The 17,451-nt window shown below is 65.0% G+C and carries 16 protein-coding genes; 8 read left to right on the top strand and 8 right to left on the bottom strand.

All coding sequences use genetic code 11. The features are described 5' to 3' along the window. The first annotated feature begins 167 nt into the window (after positions 1 to 167). The 3 genes from AB7C87_RS05585 to AB7C87_RS05575 all read left to right on the top strand — a co-directional run bounded on the left by AB7C87_RS05585 (position 168) and on the right by AB7C87_RS05575 (position 4,567). A complete protein-coding gene (locus AB7C87_RS05585; protein WP_369728433.1) occupies positions 168 to 1,700 on the top strand; it encodes a heme-binding protein in 1,533 nt (510 codons plus the stop codon). A 101-nt stretch (positions 1,701 to 1,801) separates the two neighbouring features. Then, on the top strand, positions 1,802 to 3,571 hold the full coding sequence (locus tag AB7C87_RS05580) for a sensor histidine kinase (RefSeq protein ID WP_369728431.1): 1,770 nt from the start codon (positions 1,802 to 1,804) through the stop codon (positions 3,569 to 3,571). A 207-nt stretch (positions 3,572 to 3,778) separates the two neighbouring features. Further along, the gene (locus tag AB7C87_RS05575; RefSeq protein WP_369728430.1) at positions 3,779 to 4,567 is read left to right on the top strand and encodes a hypothetical protein; all 789 of its coding nucleotides are present in this window, start codon (positions 3,779 to 3,781) and stop codon (positions 4,565 to 4,567) included. 212 nt (positions 4,568 to 4,779) lie between these two features. On the opposite strand, the gene AB7C87_RS05570 is transcribed toward AB7C87_RS05575, so the two are convergent. Next, positions 4,780 to 5,904 carry a hybrid sensor histidine kinase/response regulator gene (locus AB7C87_RS05570; RefSeq protein WP_369728429.1) on the bottom strand — a complete coding sequence of 375 codons (1,125 nt, stop codon included), beginning with the start codon at positions 5,902 to 5,904 and terminating at the stop codon, positions 4,780 to 4,782. Between the two features lie 114 nt (positions 5,905 to 6,018). Here AB7C87_RS05570 and AB7C87_RS05565 point away from each other — a divergent pair, with 114 nt between their 5' ends. After that, positions 6,019 to 6,840, top strand: a complete 822-nt coding sequence (locus AB7C87_RS05565; RefSeq protein ID WP_369728427.1) for a winged helix-turn-helix transcriptional regulator — start codon at positions 6,019 to 6,021, stop codon at positions 6,838 to 6,840. 272 nt (positions 6,841 to 7,112) lie between these two features. On the opposite strand, the gene AB7C87_RS05560 is transcribed toward AB7C87_RS05565, so the two are convergent. Further along, a complete protein-coding gene (locus AB7C87_RS05560; RefSeq protein WP_369728426.1) occupies positions 7,113 to 7,301 on the bottom strand; it encodes a hypothetical protein in 189 nt (62 codons plus the stop codon). 97 nt (positions 7,302 to 7,398) lie between these two features. After that, entirely contained in the window at positions 7,399 to 7,941 is a 543-nt protein-coding gene (locus AB7C87_RS05555; protein WP_369728425.1) for a DUF7097 family protein, read from the bottom strand. A gap of 104 nt (positions 7,942 to 8,045) precedes the next feature. Between AB7C87_RS05555 and AB7C87_RS05550 the strand changes: the two genes are divergently transcribed. Together AB7C87_RS05550 and AB7C87_RS05545 are read left to right on the top strand one after the other, a co-directional pair. Beyond that, the gene (locus AB7C87_RS05550) at positions 8,046 to 10,589 is read left to right on the top strand and encodes a methyl-accepting chemotaxis protein (RefSeq protein WP_369728424.1); all 2,544 of its coding nucleotides are present in this window, start codon (positions 8,046 to 8,048) and stop codon (positions 10,587 to 10,589) included. A gap of 159 nt (positions 10,590 to 10,748) precedes the next feature. Beyond that, complete coding sequence (locus tag AB7C87_RS05545; protein WP_369728423.1) at positions 10,749 to 11,114, top strand: DUF192 domain-containing protein; 366 nt, start codon at positions 10,749 to 10,751, stop codon at positions 11,112 to 11,114. A gap of 104 nt (positions 11,115 to 11,218) precedes the next feature. On the opposite strand, the gene hpt is transcribed toward AB7C87_RS05545, so the two are convergent. Beyond that, the gene (gene hpt, locus AB7C87_RS05540) at positions 11,219 to 11,779 is read right to left on the bottom strand and encodes a hypoxanthine/guanine phosphoribosyltransferase (RefSeq protein WP_369728422.1); all 561 of its coding nucleotides are present in this window, start codon (positions 11,777 to 11,779) and stop codon (positions 11,219 to 11,221) included. A gap of 222 nt (positions 11,780 to 12,001) precedes the next feature. Between hpt and AB7C87_RS05535 the strand changes: the two genes are divergently transcribed. Further along, entirely contained in the window at positions 12,002 to 12,646 is a 645-nt protein-coding gene (locus tag AB7C87_RS05535) for a helix-turn-helix domain-containing protein (RefSeq protein WP_369728421.1), read from the top strand. Positions 12,647 to 12,816: 170 nt separating this feature from the next. Here the strand turns inward: AB7C87_RS05535 and AB7C87_RS05530 are convergent, their stop codons facing one another. Continuing rightward, the gene (locus AB7C87_RS05530; RefSeq protein ID WP_369728420.1) at positions 12,817 to 13,257 is read right to left on the bottom strand and encodes an SHOCT domain-containing protein; all 441 of its coding nucleotides are present in this window, start codon (positions 13,255 to 13,257) and stop codon (positions 12,817 to 12,819) included. After that, positions 13,247 to 13,783, bottom strand: a complete 537-nt coding sequence (locus AB7C87_RS05525) for a hypothetical protein (RefSeq protein WP_369728419.1) — start codon at positions 13,781 to 13,783, stop codon at positions 13,247 to 13,249. The genes AB7C87_RS05530 and AB7C87_RS05525 overlap by 11 nt, the downstream gene beginning before the upstream one ends. Before the next feature lie 336 nt (positions 13,784 to 14,119). Here AB7C87_RS05525 and AB7C87_RS05520 point away from each other — a divergent pair, with 336 nt between their 5' ends. Continuing rightward, positions 14,120 to 15,652: a (R)-citramalate synthase gene (locus AB7C87_RS05520; protein WP_369728418.1), complete on the top strand. Its 1,533-nt coding sequence runs from the start codon at positions 14,120 to 14,122 to the stop codon at positions 15,650 to 15,652. Between the two features lie 78 nt (positions 15,653 to 15,730). Here AB7C87_RS05520 and AB7C87_RS05515 read toward each other — a convergent pair whose 3' ends face one another. Both AB7C87_RS05515 and AB7C87_RS05510 read right to left on the bottom strand, forming a co-directional pair. Further along, on the bottom strand, positions 15,731 to 15,928 hold the full coding sequence (locus AB7C87_RS05515) for a hypothetical protein (protein WP_369728417.1): 198 nt from the start codon (positions 15,926 to 15,928) through the stop codon (positions 15,731 to 15,733). 59 nt (positions 15,929 to 15,987) lie between these two features. Then, entirely contained in the window at positions 15,988 to 17,382 is a 1,395-nt protein-coding gene (locus AB7C87_RS05510) for a 4Fe-4S ferredoxin N-terminal domain-containing protein (RefSeq protein ID WP_369728416.1), read from the bottom strand. Positions 17,383 to 17,451: the final 69 nt, after the last annotated feature.

Here is a 17,451-nt window from a genome sequence, read left to right as displayed (position 1 = left end):
GCGGGGGTTGTGTGAGCCGGAGTGTTTGGTTGGCGCCTTGGACTCCGGCTCTGCGCACTTTCCGTGCGCGTCTACGTCTTGTTCAACCAACGGAAAGAACGTTAGGATACTGACTGTTCGACGCGGAAACCCGGTCCTTCTTAGCGTCGCCGCGGTAACCCTCGAGTATGGACCGTCGGACACCACCACAGACCGAAGAGGGCTGGTACGTGCTCCACGACTTCCGGTCGATCGACTGGGACGCCTGGCGCGACGCACCCGAACGCCGCCGTTCGCAGGCAATCGACGAGGGAATCGAGTATCTCGCCGCGGCCGAACGACTCGAGGACGCCGACGCGGGCGACTCGGCGACGTTCTCGGTGCTCGGCCACAAGGCCGACCTGCTGATCCTCCATCTTCGGCCGACGCTCGCGGATATCGACGCCCTAGAGCGACAGTTCGAACACACCGCCTTCGCCGAGTTCACCGAACGCGCCGACTCCTACCTCTCGGTGACCGAAGTCTCCGGGTACATGTCCCAGGAGTACTTCGAAGAGGATAGCGAGGTCGAGGATACGGGTCTCGCACGCTACATCGAATCCCGCCTCGAGCCCGAGATACCCGACGCGGAGTTCTGTAGTTTCTACCCGATGGACAAACGCCGTGGCCCGGATCACAACTGGTACGAACTGCCCTTCGACGAGCGCGCCGACTACCTCTCGAATCACGGCGAGATCGGTAAGGGGTACGCGGGGCGGGTCACCCAGATCATCTCCGGCAGTATCGGCCTCGACGACTTCGAGTGGGGCGTCACGCTGTTCGGCGACGACCCGACCGACGTCAAAGAGTTGCTCTACGAGATGCGCTTTGACCCCTCGAGTTCGCGCTTTGCCGAGTTCGGCCGGTTCTTCTCCGCCCAGCGGTTCCCCGCCGAGAATCTCGGCGCGTACCTCGCGGGCGAACCCGTCCCCCAGAACGGGGCGAGCGACGCCGGCGGTCACCACCACGCCGGCGACAGCCCACACGGCGACTCGAGTGGACACCCACACGGAGAGTCGAGCGGTCGCCCGCACGGCTCCGACGACGCCGATTCCGGCGGCGCCCACGACGGCGAGTCGGACGTCCGGAGCGAACTCGAGGAGGCGGGCGTCTACGCGGGCCAACCCCACGGCGAGGACGTCCACGCGGTCGTCCTCTACTCGGCGGCCGACGCCGACGAGCTGTTCGAGGAAGTCGAGGGCCTCCGGGCGAACTTCGATCACTACGATACCCACGTCAAGACGGCGGTGTACGAGCCGAGCGAGGCAGGCTCGGTCGAGGGGGAGGGGGAAACCGGGATTGTCAGCCTCTGGGAGACCGACCGCGCCGCGAATACGGCGGCCGGCTTCCTCGCGGATCTACCGGAGATCGTTCGCCAGGCGGGAGACGATGACGACGATTCCTGGGGGACGATGGGGATGTTCTACACCGTCAAACCCGACCACCGAGGGGACTTCGTCGAGACGTTCGGCGACGTCGGCGGGTTGCTCGCCGATATGGACGGTCACCGAAAGACCGACCTATTGGTCAACCGCGAGAACGAAGACGACATGTTCATCGCCAGCCGCTGGGACTCCCGCGCCGACGCGATGGCGTTCTTCCGGAGCGATGCGTTCTCCGAAACGGTCGAGTTCGGCCGGGACGTCCTCGCGGATCGCCCGCGACACGTCTTCCTGGCCTGACGGTGAGACACGTCTTCCGGATCTGACCGACGGGGGCGGCGTTCGATTCGTTCGGTCCCCGATTCGGAAACCGACCGCGGTCTGTGGACCACGAGCTGTCGATGACCTCACCCGTACTCGCTACCATCCAGTTGCTCGGCGCGGTGGTCGCAATCGCGCTCGCGAGCTACGTCTATCGGCGCCGCGATCGTCCCGGGATCGTCTGGCTCGTCGCGGTTCTATTCGGCAACACGGTCTGGATGATCGCGGCCGGAATCAACTACGCGACCGGCTCCACTGCCGTCTCGACGGCGATGTTACAGGTTCGGTACGTCGGGATCACCGTCGTCCCCGTCGCGCTGTTGTTCTTCGCCCTGTCGTACACCGGCGCCGATGAGTGGTTGGGGCGGCGACGGCAGACCCTGATCGCGTCGCCGGCCGCCGGCGCGCTCGTGCTCGCGCTCACGGACCACGTCCACGGGCTGTTCTACGCGAGCGTCACGCCGGCGTCGAACCCCCAACAGATCGCCTACGAGTACGGGATCGTCGCGGTGCCGTGGATTACCTACGCGTTCTTGCTCGTGGTGGCCGCCGCGGCGGTGTTTGTTCGATACGCGACGATCACCGAAGGGGTCTACCGCTGGCAGGCGCTCGCGCTGGCCGGCGTGGTGTTGATGGGAACCGCCGCCGACGTCCTCTACTTCCTGCCGGTGGCGCCGACCGGGTTCGCGATCACGCCCCTCGCGATCCTCCTCTCGAGTGCGATCGCCGTCGGCCTCGTCGTCCGGTACGACTTCGTCCGTCTCGTTCCCGCGACCCGCGAACTCGGACGACGGGAACTCATCGAGCGGATGGACCTAGGGATGGTGGTGCTAGACGCCGACGGCAGAGTTATCGACCTCAACCCCGCCGCGGCGCGGATCGTAGACCGCGACCCCGAGGACGTCATCGGCGAGCAGGCACCGGATTCGCTTCCCGGACCGGACGGGCCTGCGATCACCGAACGCACCTTCAGCGTGGACGGCATCGACCGCGACGTCGAGATCCGGACTCACCGGGTCGACGTCGGATCGGGGATCACGTTGCTCACACTCCGACAACTCGAGGATCTGACGGACGTCGTCTCCCACGATCTACAGGGGCCGCTCATGGAGATTCGCGGGAGCGCGGACATGGCGATCGCATCGGGCGACATCACCCACGTCGAGCGGGTCCTCGCCGCCGCAAACCGGATCGACGACCTCGCGACAGGCCTGTTACAGCTCGCACACACCGGTCGCGAACTCGAGACACGGGAGGACGTGGATCTCGCCGAAAGTGCTGAGACGGCGTGGGGAACCCTCTGGACTCCGGGCACCGAACTCGTCGTCGAAACGAACCGGGCGGTCGTAGGCGACGCCGAGAGGCTCCAACAGCTGTTCGAGAACCTCCTCCGGAACAGCGTCGAGCACGCCTCGAGCGACCGCGGACGGGACGGTGTGAGTGACCGCGGACGGGACGGTGACGGTGTCGACACTGTCGCGTACGACGAGATGGCGGGAGACGACGTCACCCGAGGGACGCAAACGAGTCGCACGTCCGCTCGAGAATCCGGTCCCGGTTCCGTCGGCGAACGGGAGACGGGGGATGGAGGCCGTATCGTCGTCGGCTCGCTCCCCACTGGGTTCTACCTCGAGGACGACGGCCCGGGTATCCCGCCCGAGAAACGAGAGCGCATCTTCGAGAAGGGATACACGACGTCGTCGACGGGGACCGGGTTGGGACTGAGCATCGTCAACCGGATCGTCGCTGCCCACGGCTGGGAGATTCGCGCGACTGACGGCCCGCTCGGTGGGGCACGAATCGAGATCACGGACGTCGATTTCGTCGACGATGCCGAGCGGATCGAGTGATCGCGAATCGAATCGCTCGAACGATCGATCGGATCACCCGAACGATCGGTCGAATTCGGCCGGAGTCGCCATCTGAGAGAACTCGCCTCGAGCGTCGGGTTCGAGGCGAGTTTGCTCTCGTCTCGCCGTTCCGGGTTACGTCGCGGTAGGTCTCCGGTGAGTTTCAGGTTAGATAACGTATTACCGAATCACCGACCGACGAGTGACATGCACGTTTCGACGGGACGACGCCGATTGCTCGCCTCCTGTGGGGCCGGCGTCGTGTTCGCGCTCGCCGGGTGTATCGAAACGACGATCGACGACTCGAGTTCGGCGGCCGACGACTCGAGCGCCGATGGGAGCGGCGACGACGCTGGAGACGGACGGACGACCGAGAGCGACGGGAACGATCCCGAGGCGTCGTCGGACGATGCGGGGACGGAGTCCGGAGCCGGTGGCGAAAACGGCCAATCCGAGGCCGAGGACGATGCGCTTTCGGCGGACGGACTCGAGTACGAGTCGATCGATGGCGGTCCGCCGATCGAGGAGTTCGTCGAGTGGGGCGACTCCTACGCTATCGACATCGAGATGCGCAGAGCTAGTGCGGGGGATTTCGAGGGGACAGGGAGCCAGGTCGTCAACCAGGGGGAGTTTCACTACGAACTCTCGATGGACGACGGGCTACTCGAGATTTATCAGCTCGATTCGACCGAGTACTACGTCTTCGGGGGCCACTGTCGGGAGCGGGAGCCGGCCGATCCGGATCTTCACGTTCTCGATCCCGAAAGACGACCCGGGGAGGTGTTTCCGGAGACGGAACCGATCGCGAGGACGACGATCGACGGATCGGACGTCTACGTCTACGAGATGCCGGCCACGCCCGAAAACGAGTACTGGTATCTCGAGACGTCGACTGGCTATCCAGTTCGGTTCAGGTCCCAGCGAGTGACCGCCGACTTTCACTCCTGGGACGAGACTGGGCCGATTTCGCCGCCGGAGATGGAGTGTGAAGACTGATACGGACTGCTATCGATCAGTACCGGCGAAACCTCGGTAGTTTCTGATTTTGCCGGCACACAGCGACAGCAAACCGTACGAGACTGCGCGATACGATCTCCCGGTGGCTTCCCGGACGGTCGCGGCCGAACCGAGAGTGACGGTCAATAACGCGCCACGGGACCGATCGTCGAGGTCGATACACGCTAGCAGGGGATAGTGTGATTGGTCTGTCACTCCGATCTGTCGGTGTTGTAGACGCCGACCCGATCGAGACCGACGGTGACGACGGTTCCCTGTGGCCGGTTGTCTTCGACGCGAAACTCGGCGTCGATGCTCTCGAGAACGGTCGCGACGAAGTACAGTCCCGCGCCGATTCCAGCGCGTGGACCGGCGTCTTCGCCGACGGTCGTGAGGCGGCGTTTCTGTGCATCGGGAATGCCGACGCCGTCGTCGGCGATCGAAACGGTGACTCGCTCGTCGGTTGCCTCGAGTGCCACCTCGACGGTCGATCTGTCGCGGTCGGTGTGGGTGATCGCGTTGGTGAGCAGTTGTTCGAAGACGGCGCCGAGCGTCGGCGTTCCCGCGACGGAAAGCGGTTCGTCTTCGGTCGCCGCCCAGTCGACGGTGAGGTCGACGTCGGTCTCGCGCCGGCACCGTTCGAACTCGGTCTCGAGGATCGCCCGGAGGTCACAGGGCTCGGGTTCCGTCGCACCCTCGGAGAGGACGTCGATTAGTTTGGCGGCGGTGTCGGTGAGTTCGAGGGCGTGTTGGCTCGCCTCGAGTATCGACTCGACGGATTCCTGATCGTCCGGACTGACTCGATCTCGAAGCTGATCGCCCCAGCCGACGATCATGCTCACGTCGTTTCGGAGGTCGGTCCGGAGAATTTCGTTGACGAGCGCGAGCCGGTGGTTTCGATCGCGGAGTTCGTGCGTGATTCGGACGCGCTCGATCGCGTACTGGATCGTCCGAACGAGGACGTCGACGCTGATCCGCCCTTTGACGAGGTAATCCTGTGCGCCCCGTCGGATCGCCTCGACCCCGACGCCGCTTTGGCCGGTCAACACGACCACCGGAACGGTCGGCGCTCGTTCGACCATCGCGTCGACCGTCTCGAGACCGTTGCTGTCCGGCAGACCCAGATCGAGCAAAACGATGTCGATTCGATCGTCGGTCACTCGCTCGAGTCCGTCGCCGAGTCGTTCGACGTGTTCGATTTCGGTGATCTCGACCGAGCGATCGGCGTCTCGCGTCCCGACGTCGCGTCCGTGTTCGACGAGCAGTCGTTCGACGAACTGCGCATCGTTGGGATTATCCTCGACGAGCAGAAGCGTCGTTCCCCCTGACGAGTCCATACGCGTGACTGTGCGCAGTCCCTCCTAATCGTTACGTTCACTCGATCGGTCTCGCTGAATCGGTGGGCCTTCGAACTACAAAACGAATATGGCGGTTCACTCGGTAGTTGAGCTATGACCTATCGTGATGCTGATATCCCCGCGGAAAATAACCGGGCACTCGAGGCGTTGACACTGCTCTCGAAGAAGTGGTCGCCAATCATCCTGCTCATGTTACAACACCACGGCTCGCAGGGGTTCAACGACCTTCTCGAGGGAATCCCGGACATCTCCTCGAAGGTGCTCTCGGATACGCTCGATACGCTTCAGGAGGCCGGGCTGATCGAACGGCGGGTGGTCAGCGAGTCGCCGCTTCGGGTCGAATACGACCTGACCGACGCCGGCCGGGACATGGAACCCATCTTCGAGTCGCTGGCCGACTGGGTCGAATCACACCTCGAGACGACGACGCGGACGATCCTGCTCGCCGACGGCGACCGACGGATCACGGAGATGTACCGACAGTGGTTGTCGGACCGGTACACCGTCGTCCGGGCACACGACGACAGGGAGTTTTACGACAGATTCGACGACCGGATCGACGTCGTCCTTCTCGACGTCAGCCTGCCCGGAATCGATCCTCGAGGCTTCGTGGAGGAAGCGACGGACATGTGTCGAACCATCCTCATCGTCGGCGACCGGCCCGACCCCGAGCTGGTGTCCGTCGACTGTGACGACATCCTTCGAAAGCCGTTCGTCCGCGAAACGGCCCTCGAGTCGGTCGCCGACCAGCTCTCGCGTCTCGACGAGTCGGAGACGGGACGCGAACGTGCGGCCATCGAAGCGCGCCGATCCCTGTTCGAGTCGATCTATTCGACGGAGCAACTCGAGGAGCAACCAGCCTATCGGGACGCCGTCGGACGTCTTACCGAACTCGAGAAACGAGAATCGGAGTGACGCCCGCTTTTGCGTGAACGAAACGGGACCCCACAGGGTGGTCGAAAATCCGTTATCCGCTCGAGTGTTATCCGACGACACAGTTTTCATACGGTTTACTGTCGGTCAGTTCCGGCGCAACCGCCGTCCGGGTCGCGGTTGCAACGGTGGACTCGCTACACTCCTCCACCGAGACTCGTCTCAGACGGTTCGACTCACCGCCGGGACAGGAATCCGTATCAGTCGTAGTGGAGTTCCGAGAACAGCCTCGATTCGTGTGGCCTCTGTCGTCCTCAGATTCTGCCGTCCGGGTTCGTCTCGTCGTAAAAGAAGTAGGCGGCGACGCCAGCAAGCCCTAGCGCGAGCGTGATGTACGGCCAGTTTCCGGCGTTTCGATCGGCGAACGACGCGTGAGCCGCGACGAAGAGCGCGAAGCCGACGTGGGCGACCGCCGTCGCGAGCAGGAACGAGACCAGATCCATCGTACGCGAGATTTCGAGTTCGTCTCGATAGCCGTTTCGAACTCGAGTGGTCGATGGTCTCCCAACAGTCTCCGTCGGTCGATCGGGTGTGTCGTGGCTACCGTTCGTCGTCCCGATATCGTTCTGCGGCCGACTCGAATCCCATCTCCTCGTACTCCCGGCCGCGTCGTTCCTCGAGTGCCGCGATCGCCTCCGGATCGGGCGCGACGTCGTCGGTGATTCTGGCCCACGAGTTGTGGACCTTCGCGTGACACCACCGACAGAGGTAGACGGTGATCTCGTGGCTCAACTGGTCGCCGTCGCGAGCGTACGAGAGGTGATGTTCCTCGAGTAGCGGCCGCGCTTCGGACTGGGCCATTCGTTTTTCCGCCAGGCCACAGCGCACACACTCGCGGTCGCGGTTGCGCGAGCGAAAGTGTTGACAGTCGGCCCACTCGGGGTCGCCCTCGCTGTCGGAGTCGGGATCGACGATCGGACAGGCGTACTCCTCTCGTGCGCGCTCTCGAGCGAACTCCGGGTCGTGCTCGTAGTGATCGTAGGCGTACCGACACCGGCCGTCGCCTGTGAGGTAATCACAGAGACCGGCGAACTCGTAGGGATCGTCGACCCCGACGGCGGTCCCGTTCGGAGTTCGTTCCATCGGTGGTCGATAGCTGGTCGGCGAACGGTTTCAACCCCTCGGCACGCGGCGGCGCTCGTCAGCCAATAGAAATAATAGTAAGAAGAATTATTTCTTCATAGATTATGATTCGTCGACTCGTTCCGTCGTTTCTCAGGCGGCGGTACGCGCTCAAGTTCGGAATCGTCGTGCTCGTGATCGCGCTCTCGGTTGGCGCGATCGGCCTCGTCGAGACGGCGATGGTCGCCGACAGCGTCGAGGAACGGGCGCTCGCGGACCAACGTCAGAGCGCCGTCGAGGAGGCGGTGGCACTCGAGCGCTGGAACGAGCGAAACGATCAGCTTCTGTTGTCGGCGGCCCAGGCGCCGGTGTTCGGCGGCGAGGAAAACGAAAGCGAGATCGAAAACTACCTCGGGGACGTCTACGGCGAGTTACCCGACAACGCTCGGACGAACGCCCTCTACGTGGATACCCAGACCGGCGAGGTGCTCGCGGGGGCGGGCGACGACCCCGACACCCTCGAGGGGATGGCGTTCCCCGACGGCGAGGAACTCGACGACGACCTCTCGTCGTACGCGGTCGAACGAACCGACGTCTACGCGATGCCCGACGAGACGTCGTTGGCGTTCGATCACCGCGCGGTCAGGTCCCACTACGTCGCCGTCGGTGAGGGTGACCGGGCGCTCGTCTTCACGTTCGACCTCGCCGAACGCTCGAGCGAGATGCCGGCCGCGACCCGGTCCGGAACGACCGTGACGATCCTCGACGACGACGGGCGGATCGTCGCGGACGACGCCTACCTCGGCTATCGCGAGGACAGGGAAACGGTCGTCTTCGAGGAGTCATACGAGAACGATGCCGTACTCGCGGCCGTCCGTGAGGGGACGCCCGGCGCGATACGACTCGAGGAATCGCCGGGCGACCTCCTGGGAGGGGAGCCCTACGAGTTCGGGCCCGAGGGCTACGTCGTCGGCTACCAGACGACCGACGAGGGCTGGATCGTCCTCGTCCACACGGCCGAGGAGCAGGCGTTCGGACTGGTCGACTCGATCGCCCAGGTCGGCGCGCTCGCGACGCTCATCGGCGTCGTCCTCGTCGGCGTTCTCGGCGCGGCGATCGGCAGGACCACGGCGGCCTCGATCGATCGGCTCACCGAAAAGGCCGCCCGAATGGAGGCGGGAGATCTGGACGTCGACCTCGAGTCACCCCGGATCGACAACATCGGTCGGCTGTACGATGGGTTCGACTCGATGCGGACCGAACTGAAAGCGACGATCGCGGCGGCCGAAGACGCGCGGGCGGCGGCCGAAGCCGAGCGTGATCGCCTCGAGCGGCTCAATCGACACCTCGAGTCGAAAGCCGACGAGTACAGCGACGTGATGGAGGCGGCCGCCGAGGGCGATCTCACCGCGCGGATGGACCCCGAAAGCGAGAACGAGGCGATGGCGGCGATCGCCACCGACGCCAACGAGATGCTCGACGAGATGGAAGCGACGGTCGGCCGACTGTCCGGGTTCGCGACCGACGTCGCGACGGCCGCAGAACAGGTCACCGCCTCGAGCGAGGAGGTGCGGTCCGCAAGCGAGGAGGTCAGCGGATCCATCCAGGAGATCGCCGACGGCGCCGACCGCCAGAACGACGCCTTGCAGTCGATCGAGACCGAGACGAACGCCCTCTCGACGACGACCGAGGAGATCGCCGCCTCCTCGAACGAGGTCGCAGACGTCGCGGACCGAACTGCACGAGCGAGCCGGGACGGCAGGCAGGCCGCCCAGGAGGCGATCGCCGCGTGTGACGACCTCGTCGCGGAACACGGGGCGGTCGTCGACGAGTTCGACGATCTCCGGGCCGAGGTCGACCGGATTACGGCGCTGACCGACACCATCGCCCAGATCGCCGAACAGACGAACATGCTGGCGTTGAACGCCAACATCGAGGCGGCCCGTTCGTCGGGAAGCAACGAGACGGACGGGTTCGCGACGGTCGCCGCCGAAGTCAAGGAACTCTCCCAGGAGGTCAAAGACGCCGCCGACCGGATCGACGAGCGCCTCGAGTCGGTCGAGGGCCAAACCGAGCGGTCGGCCCGGACGATCGATCGTACGGGCGAGGAGGTCGAACGCGTCACCGACCTCGTCTCAGCGGCCGCGGCGGCCCTCGAGCAGATCGCGGATCACGCCGAGGCGACCAACGCCGGCGTCGAGGACATCTCGGCGGCCACCGAGGAACAGGCGGCCTCGAGCGAGGAGGTCGCCGCCATGGTCGACGAGGTGGCGACGATCTCTGAGGAAACGACGGCGGAAGCCGAGTCGGTCGCCGCGGCCGCCGAGGAACAGACGAGCGCGCTGACGGCGGTATCGGGGTCGGCAGACGACCTCTCCCAACAGGCCAACGCGCTCTCGGCCGCGCTCGATCGGTTCGAGACCGACGCGACGGCCGACTCGGGAACGCTCGGTGCGGACGGCCTCGAACTCCATCCAGAATCCGAGTCTACGGCCAGCGATTCGACCGAACTCGACTCCGCCGAGGACTCGAGCGACGAATCGAACGACGGAAGCGAGATACCCGAGCGTCAGGAGTCGACGGCGTTCGAGTTCGCCGAGGATGGCGTCCGCGACTCCGACGAGTTGGAAACCGATCCTGCGCCGGCTGAGGAGGGACGTGACGAATAGGCGGGAACGACCCCACTCGAGACCGGACCGGACGGGGCAGTCGGATCCGGTCGTGAACGGTGGCTCGACGTCCGCAAAACGGTGGCTCGACGTCCGCAAAACGGTGACTCGCCGTCCGCGGTCGTGAGGTTTTTGCCGACCCGCCCTCGACTCGAGGGAGTGAAACTCGTCCACGAACCGGACGGCGGGAATCCGACGGTACTCGCCTCGAGCGTCGATCTCGCCGACTCGATCCCGGCCCAGATGCGGGGGCTCATGTTCCGTCGGTCGATTCCGGACGACTACGCGCTCGCGTTCCGGTTTTCCTCGGCGAAAACGCGGGACGTCCACATGCTGTTCGTCTTCTTTCCGATCGACGTGGTCTGGATCGTCGACGGAACCGTCGAGCGGGTCGAGCGCCTGCGACCCTGGCTCGGAATCGCCCGAGAGCGAGCCGACCTGATCGTCGAACTCCCGGCCGGCGCCGCCGCCGACGTCGAACCGGGCGATCGCCTGGCGCTCGAGAACGACTCCCGACCGGACTGATACGAACTGCGATGAGTCGTTGTCGGCCGATTGCAGATCGGCGGGCGATCGACCGGCACTCAGTCGCAGTAGACCGTATGACGCCAGGAACGTCCGATCGCCGATCAGTCGACGATCACGACTTCGCCGTCCTCGACGCGGACGTCGAGGAGACTCGTAACCTCGCGCGTGACGTCGTCGTCGTCGGCGTCCACTCGTCGAAGGACCGTCACGACGTCGACGATGTCGGCCTCGACGGTCTCGAGGGCGTCACAGACCGCGTCGACCGTGCCACCGGAGGAGAAGACGTCGTCGATCACGACGACGCGGTCGCCGGCGTCGACGCCGTTCAAGTAGAGTTCGTCGTCGCCGTAACTGGTCTCTTGGTGGACCGCGACCTCGTCGGGAAACCCGTATTCGCGCTTGCGCACGACGGCCAACGGGAGGTCGGCGGCGAGTGCGAGGGCCGTCCCGTGGTGGATGCCCATCGCCTCGGGGGCGACCAGTTTGTCGACGGACGCGAGGTCGACTCGCTCTGCGATCGCGTCGGCGATCGCGCGCAACACGTCGGGTTCGACGGGCGGGATTCCGTCGGTGACGCCGTGGACGAAGTAGTCGTACCCGTTTCGCTCGACGACCGGCGCTTCGCGGAGTGACCGGGCGAGCGGTTCGAGGGTGGGGTCCATACGCTCTGTACACCGACCGACAGGATGGGCGTTTTGGTCGAACCGACGTCGACTCCGATAGCTGGATCTGCCTGCCCGATGGAACCGACGGCCCGTCCTCGAGCGCCCGAGGCGGGGATCGCGTCGGTTCCTGGGTGTGAGTCGTATCTCGTCGCGACGCCCGAGCGCGGTAGACTGATACCGTGGCGGCCGTAACGGACGGACGCGACATGGTGGAGACGGATGATTAACGCACGGTTTCGCATTGAGCTACCGGATACGATGTGGATCGCCGAGGTTTCCGAGGAGTTCCCACAGGCGACGTTCAGGCTCCTCTCGGGATACCGGACCGAAGACACCGCGCTGGAACTCGGCGAGGTGATCGCCGAACACCCGGCGGACGTCGTCGAGGCGATTCGCTCACACCCCTCGATAGAAGACTGTGACCGCCTACAATCGGAAGCTGGGCGCGCACTGACGAAGTACGAAACGAGCGACACCGATCTCTATCAGTTCGTCGAACTGTCGTCGCTGACGATCGAGTTCCCCGTCGACGTCCGGAACGGCTGGTTCGAATTCGATCTGACGGGGACGCGCGAGGAACTCGATCGTCTCCAGGAGGTCCTCGACTCCGCGTCGCTTTCGTACGAACTGCTCTCGCTCGTCGGCTCCGCCGAATCGGACGGCCCCTTGACCGACCGTCAGCGGGAGGTCCTCGAGGCGGCGGTTCGGGAGGGCTACTTCGACGTTCCGCGGGAGTGTACGCTCGAAGAACTGGCCGACGATCTCGGCGTGGACACCTCCACCGCGAGCGTCGTGATCCGCCGGGGAGAGAGCCACCTGGTCAAGTGGCATCTGACGGGAAACGCCAGCGGTCGCCTCGAGTAACCGGTCTCGACCACCGTCTCGATCGAGCACTCATACGGTTTACTGTCAGTCAGTTCCGGCGCACCCGCGACCCGGGCGGCGGTTGCAACGGTGGACTCGCTACACTCCTCCACCGAGACTCGTCTCACACGGTTCGACTCACCGCCGGTGAATCGGGACAGTAATCCGTATCAGGGGTGGTACGATCCGATTTTGACACCACCTTCCCGCTCGCGATCCCCGTCGGCCGTCGGCCGCTCGCCGCGTCCGCGCTCGTCGTTCCATCGCGCGTTCTCGCCGGCGGCGGTCGCCAGCAATCGCTCGACTCGTCGGTCGAACTCCTCGTCGGTGAGTTCTCCCCGTGCGTAGCGTTCGCGCAGTTCCTCGAGCGGGTCCGTGTTCTCTCGCGTTTTGGTGTCGGTATCCGCTCGATGCGCCCGAAGCCGATACGCTCTCGCACAGCCCACCGCCAGCGGAAGCACGCCGGCGAATCCGACGACGTAGGCGATCCAAAAGAACCGGACGCCCGCCAACAGCAGTCCAAAGCCGACGAGAAGCGTCAGCGTCGTCACGGCACCCGTCGCGATCAGTTCTATCGGCGCCTCTCCGTCGAATGGCTCGTCAGCGTTCATCGTGCTCGTGGTCGAAGCCGTCGATGCGATCGTTTCCCCTGCCCTGCGGAATCGCCGCCTCGCGAGCGAGCCACCACCGGTGTGTCGCGTAGACCGCGGTGACGAACATCGTCGCCACCTGGGCGAGAAGCCACGCGAAAGCGGCGTATCCGACCGCCTCGTTCTCGTACGGACCGATCACGTCCGCCGGCGGCTCGAGCGCCCACGGGCCGAAGTGGGCGGCCGTGACGTAGAGAACGGCCGGAGTGATGACGGCCGCCCAGTAGCCAGCCCCGACCCGCTCCGTCAGGGTTAGATACAGTCCGATGGCGATCAGGGGATAGATCAGGAGGCTCACGGTAAAACCCGTCACCTCCGGAATCAACGGCCAACCGACGTGGTTTCCCCTGACGATGTGGTCGACGTGATGGCCGACGCCCAAGATCGTCGCGAGTCCGAGCAACGCGTAAAGCCTGCGATCGACGCTTTTGGACCCGGGCGTTCGGTCGCCGAGAGACGAGTCCATATCGCCGTTCGATTCGATCATCGTCGGCGATTTCGTCCCATCGCCGATACGTTTTCGTCCAACACGTTGGACGGCGTTCTCGAGGACGAACGTCGGTACCGCGAGAGCAACGTTTGCGCCGCGAGAGGAACGCTCGCGTCACGAGGACGAAGACGGCCGAGTAGTGGTCCCACTGGGAACCCGTTCGGACCCCACAGAGCCGTAGCGTTGGAACCGGCGGCTTTAAGTCGCGGCTGTTCGATAGGGAGAAGTACATGGCTCGAGATTCGTTCTCAACGCCGGACGAGGATAGAGGAAGTCGGGGCAACCCGGCTGGGCGTGAAATTCCGCGACGACACTAATCGCAGTTCATCACTCTTGCCTGTACAACACTCCGCCGACCAGACGATTCCATCTGACCGCACAGTGCGCCTTCTCGATACCACCCTTCGTGACGGCGAACAAGCCCCGGGCGTCTCGCTTTCGCCCGACGAAAAAGTCGAGATCGCCCGCGCACTCGAGCGGACCGGCGTCGGCGTCATCGAAGCCGGAAGCGCCTGTACTGGCGCGGGTGAACGACAGGCGATCTCACGGGTAACCGACCTCGACCTGGAAGCGACCGTGACGAGTTTCTGTCGCGGGCTCGAGTCGGATATCGATCTCGCACTCGACTGTGAGGTCGACGGCGTCCACGTCGTGGTGCCGGCGAGCGACCGCCACGTCGAAGGCAAGGTCGGTACTTCCCGCGAGGACAACCTCGAGACGACGGCCGAACTCGTCGAGTACGCCACCGACCACGACCTCTGGGTCGAGGTCATCGGCGAGGACGGCTCCCGTGCCGACCTCGATTACCTCGAATCGCTCATGGAGACGGCCCTCGAAGCCGGTGCCGACCGGAGCTGTTTCGCCGATACGGTCGGCCACACGGGCCCCGAACGCACCGCCGAGGCGGTCTCCCGACTCGCCGACCTCGGTCCCGTCAGCGCCCACACCCACGACGATCTGGGACTGGGCGTCACCAACGCGCTCGCGGCCGTCTCCGCCGGCGCCGATCTCGTCCACTGTACGGTCAACGGGCTCGGCGAACGCGCCGGCAACGTTGCTCTGGAAGAGGTCGCGATCGCCCTCGAGCACGTCTACGACGTCGAGACGCTCGACCTCGAGGAGCTGTACGACCTCGCACAGATCGTCTCCCGGGCCACCGGCGTCCAGCTTCCGCCGAACAAGGCCGTCATCGGCGAGAACGCCTTCACCCACGAGAGCGGCATTCACACGGACGGGACGCTCAAAGACGACAAGATGTACGAGCCCTACGCCCCCGAGACCGTGGGCCGAGAACGTCGCCTCGCACTCGGGAAACACACCGGCCGCGCTGGCGTCAAGGCAACCCTCGAGGAACACGGCGTCGACGCAGGCGACGACGAGATCGCCGAGATCGCCAATCGGGTGACGGAACTCGGCGACCGCGGTCGACGCGTCACGGACGCGGACCTGCTGGCGGTTGCGGAGGACGTCACCGGCGACGACCGCGAGCGCGTCGTCGAACTGCTCGACCTCTCGGCGACCAGTGGCGGTGCCGTCCCGACCGCGAGCATCCGCCTGGCGGTCGACGGCGAGGAACGCGTCGCAAGCGGCACCGGCTCCGGACCGGTCGACGCGGCCGTCTCCGCCGTCCGCGAGGCGTTGGGCTCGGCCGCCGACGCCGAACTCGAGTCCTATCACGTCGACGCCGTGACGGGCGGCACCGACGCCGTCGTCACGGTCGAAGTGACGATGGCCAAAGACGACCGATCGGTCACCGTCGCACGAAGCGAAGCCGACATCACCCGCGCGAGCGTCGAGTCGATGGTCGACGCCCTCGACAGACTGCTGGCCGCCGAAACCGAGCCGCTCGCGCCGGCCGACGACTAGCGACCCGGATACTGGACCTCGAGTGTGTCCGTTTTTCCACCCGATCACGTCTTTTCGACGGCGCGATCGAGTCTCCGCTCACTCGAACGGCTTCCGGCTGATCACGCCCCACGGATCGAGCAGGTAGAGGACGGCCAGAAACAGCGCGAGGGCGACGACGAACAGCCGCGCGAGATCACCAACTGACGACGGAACGCCGATCCCGACAGTAAGTGCCATCAGCGCGGCGACGACGATCCAGATCACCCCGACGATCAACCGCTGGCGACGTTGCATACGGGGGTATTCGAGCCGGCAGTTAAGAATGATCCGCGTTCGCTCGAGGGGGACGGGAGCTACAGCGACAGGCCGTCAACGCCGCCGACCGTCTTCTCCTGTAGGACTTCGTTTCGGTCGTCGACTTGGCCGACGTCCTCGTAGGCGACGGGCCCCGGAACCTGTTCGGCGTTTTCCCCGGGCTCGTTACCGAGGTACGTGACGTTCGGATTGGTGTTGTACTCCTCTAAGAGCTTGAACCGCGATCCCTCGTCGCCGTACTCGGCCTCGACGAGTTGCAGGGCCTCTTCCTCGTCGAGCTCTGCGTCGTCGGCTTCCGTCTCGCCCTGGAGGATCTCGATCGCCTCCTGTAGCTCTTCGTCCTCGGGGTCCGCTTCGATGGCTCGTGCCAACGGGACGTTGTCGAGGTACTGTCGCGGATCGCTGTCGGGATCGTTCATGTCGCCGAACTGTATCGCCCCCGGCGGGCAGGCGTCCTCGCAGGCGGTCGTGCCGACCATGTCTTCGCCCATCTGTCCATCCTGGCGGGCCGGGTCGAAGATACACTTCTCCATGACGCCACGCGGTCCGCGACTGCTGACGCGCCGGTCGCGCTGATCGGTGACCATATCCTCGTTGAGTTCGTCGTCCGGAACCGCCGGATCGTCCCACTGAAAGTAGTTGACGCCGTAGGGACAGGCCACCTGACAGTACCGACAGCCGATGCAGACGTCGTAGTCGGTCAACACCAGCCCGCCTTCTTCTCGAGTGTGGCGTGCGGTCGTCGGACAGACTTTCTCACAGGGTGCGTCGGTACAGTGCTGGCAGGGCCGGATCAGGTAGTTGAAGTCGCGAACCGATTCGGCCTCCTCGGGTTCCGGCGACTCGACGACGCCGTCCTCGTAGGCGAGGATGTACATCCAGTTCGCTCCTTCGTTCCAGTTGTGCTCTTGTTGGCAGGCCACGACACAGGAGAGACAACCGTCACACGTCTCGAGGTCGAGGGCCATCCCCCACTGGACTTCGTGTTCGTCCTCGTCGTACCCCTCCTCGTCTTCGTCCTGGACGGCGACGGCGGGCTCGGGGTCGTCGCTCGTCGCCCCCCAGGCGCCGAGTCCGAGGAATCCTGCGCCGGCACCCATCTTCTTCATCGTCTCGCGCCGGGACTGCTCTCCGAGACCGAGCCGGTCGAGCGCGTCCTCGAGTCGCCCTTCCTCCCGGGCCGACTCGATCCGCTCGGCCATCGGCCGACTGTCCTCGCCGAACTCCTCGAGGACGTCCTCGTGATAGCGGTCGTAGAACTCCTCCTCGGTGAGCTCCCCTTTCGTCAGTCGCATGGCGTCTTTCGCCATGTCCATCCCGAGCTCGGCGTCGTAATCGCCCTCCTCGAGCATGGTCTCGTAGTTCTTCTCGGCGGTCTCGCCGAGGGGGTGAAACGGTTCGCCCGTCGACTCGTCCGCACCGTCCGACGTCATCGAAGTCGGTCACCTCGATGAACGGTTGTACACAGAGACATCGTCACTCGATAGCGGGTTTTCCAACCA

The sequence above is a fragment of the Natrarchaeobius versutus genome (genome assembly GCF_041205745.1).
In the GTDB taxonomy this organism is placed as follows: Archaea; Halobacteriota; Halobacteria; order Halobacteriales; family Natrialbaceae; genus Natrarchaeobius; species Natrarchaeobius versutus.
The sequence above is the reverse complement of the archived record's forward strand: the minus strand, read 5'-3'. Positions and strand labels throughout refer to the sequence as shown.

What these genes read in the sequence shown, in the direction of transcription:
- AB7C87_RS05525 (WP_369728419.1), bottom strand. Translation starts at nt 13,783, where the DNA reads ATGATCGAATCGAACGGCGATATGGACTCGTCTCTCGGCGACCGAACG.
- AB7C87_RS05580 (WP_369728431.1), top strand. Translation starts at nt 1,802, where the DNA reads ATGACCTCACCCGTACTCGCTACCATCCAGTTGCTCGGCGCGGTGGTC.
- AB7C87_RS05555 (WP_369728425.1), bottom strand. Translation starts at nt 7,941, where the DNA reads ATGGAACGAACTCCGAACGGGACCGCCGTCGGGGTCGACGATCCCTAC.
- AB7C87_RS05550 (WP_369728424.1), top strand. Translation starts at nt 8,046, where the DNA reads ATGATTCGTCGACTCGTTCCGTCGTTTCTCAGGCGGCGGTACGCGCTC.
- AB7C87_RS05565 (WP_369728427.1), top strand. Translation starts at nt 6,019, where the DNA reads ATGACCTATCGTGATGCTGATATCCCCGCGGAAAATAACCGGGCACTC.
- AB7C87_RS05585 (WP_369728433.1), top strand. Translation starts at nt 168, where the DNA reads ATGGACCGTCGGACACCACCACAGACCGAAGAGGGCTGGTACGTGCTC.
- hpt (WP_369728422.1), bottom strand. Translation starts at nt 11,779, where the DNA reads ATGGACCCCACCCTCGAACCGCTCGCCCGGTCACTCCGCGAAGCGCCG.
- AB7C87_RS05560 (WP_369728426.1), bottom strand. Translation starts at nt 7,301, where the DNA reads ATGGATCTGGTCTCGTTCCTGCTCGCGACGGCGGTCGCCCACGTCGGC.
- AB7C87_RS05515 (WP_369728417.1), bottom strand. Translation starts at nt 15,928, where the DNA reads ATGCAACGTCGCCAGCGGTTGATCGTCGGGGTGATCTGGATCGTCGTC.
- AB7C87_RS05530 (WP_369728420.1), bottom strand. Translation starts at nt 13,257, where the DNA reads ATGAACGCTGACGAGCCATTCGACGGAGAGGCGCCGATAGAACTGATC.
- AB7C87_RS05510 (WP_369728416.1), bottom strand. Translation starts at nt 17,382, where the DNA reads ATGACGTCGGACGGTGCGGACGAGTCGACGGGCGAACCGTTTCACCCC.
- AB7C87_RS05535 (WP_369728421.1), top strand. Translation starts at nt 12,002, where the DNA reads ATGATTAACGCACGGTTTCGCATTGAGCTACCGGATACGATGTGGATC.
- AB7C87_RS05570 (WP_369728429.1), bottom strand. Translation starts at nt 5,904, where the DNA reads ATGGACTCGTCAGGGGGAACGACGCTTCTGCTCGTCGAGGATAATCCC.
- AB7C87_RS05575 (WP_369728430.1), top strand. Translation starts at nt 3,779, where the DNA reads ATGCACGTTTCGACGGGACGACGCCGATTGCTCGCCTCCTGTGGGGCC.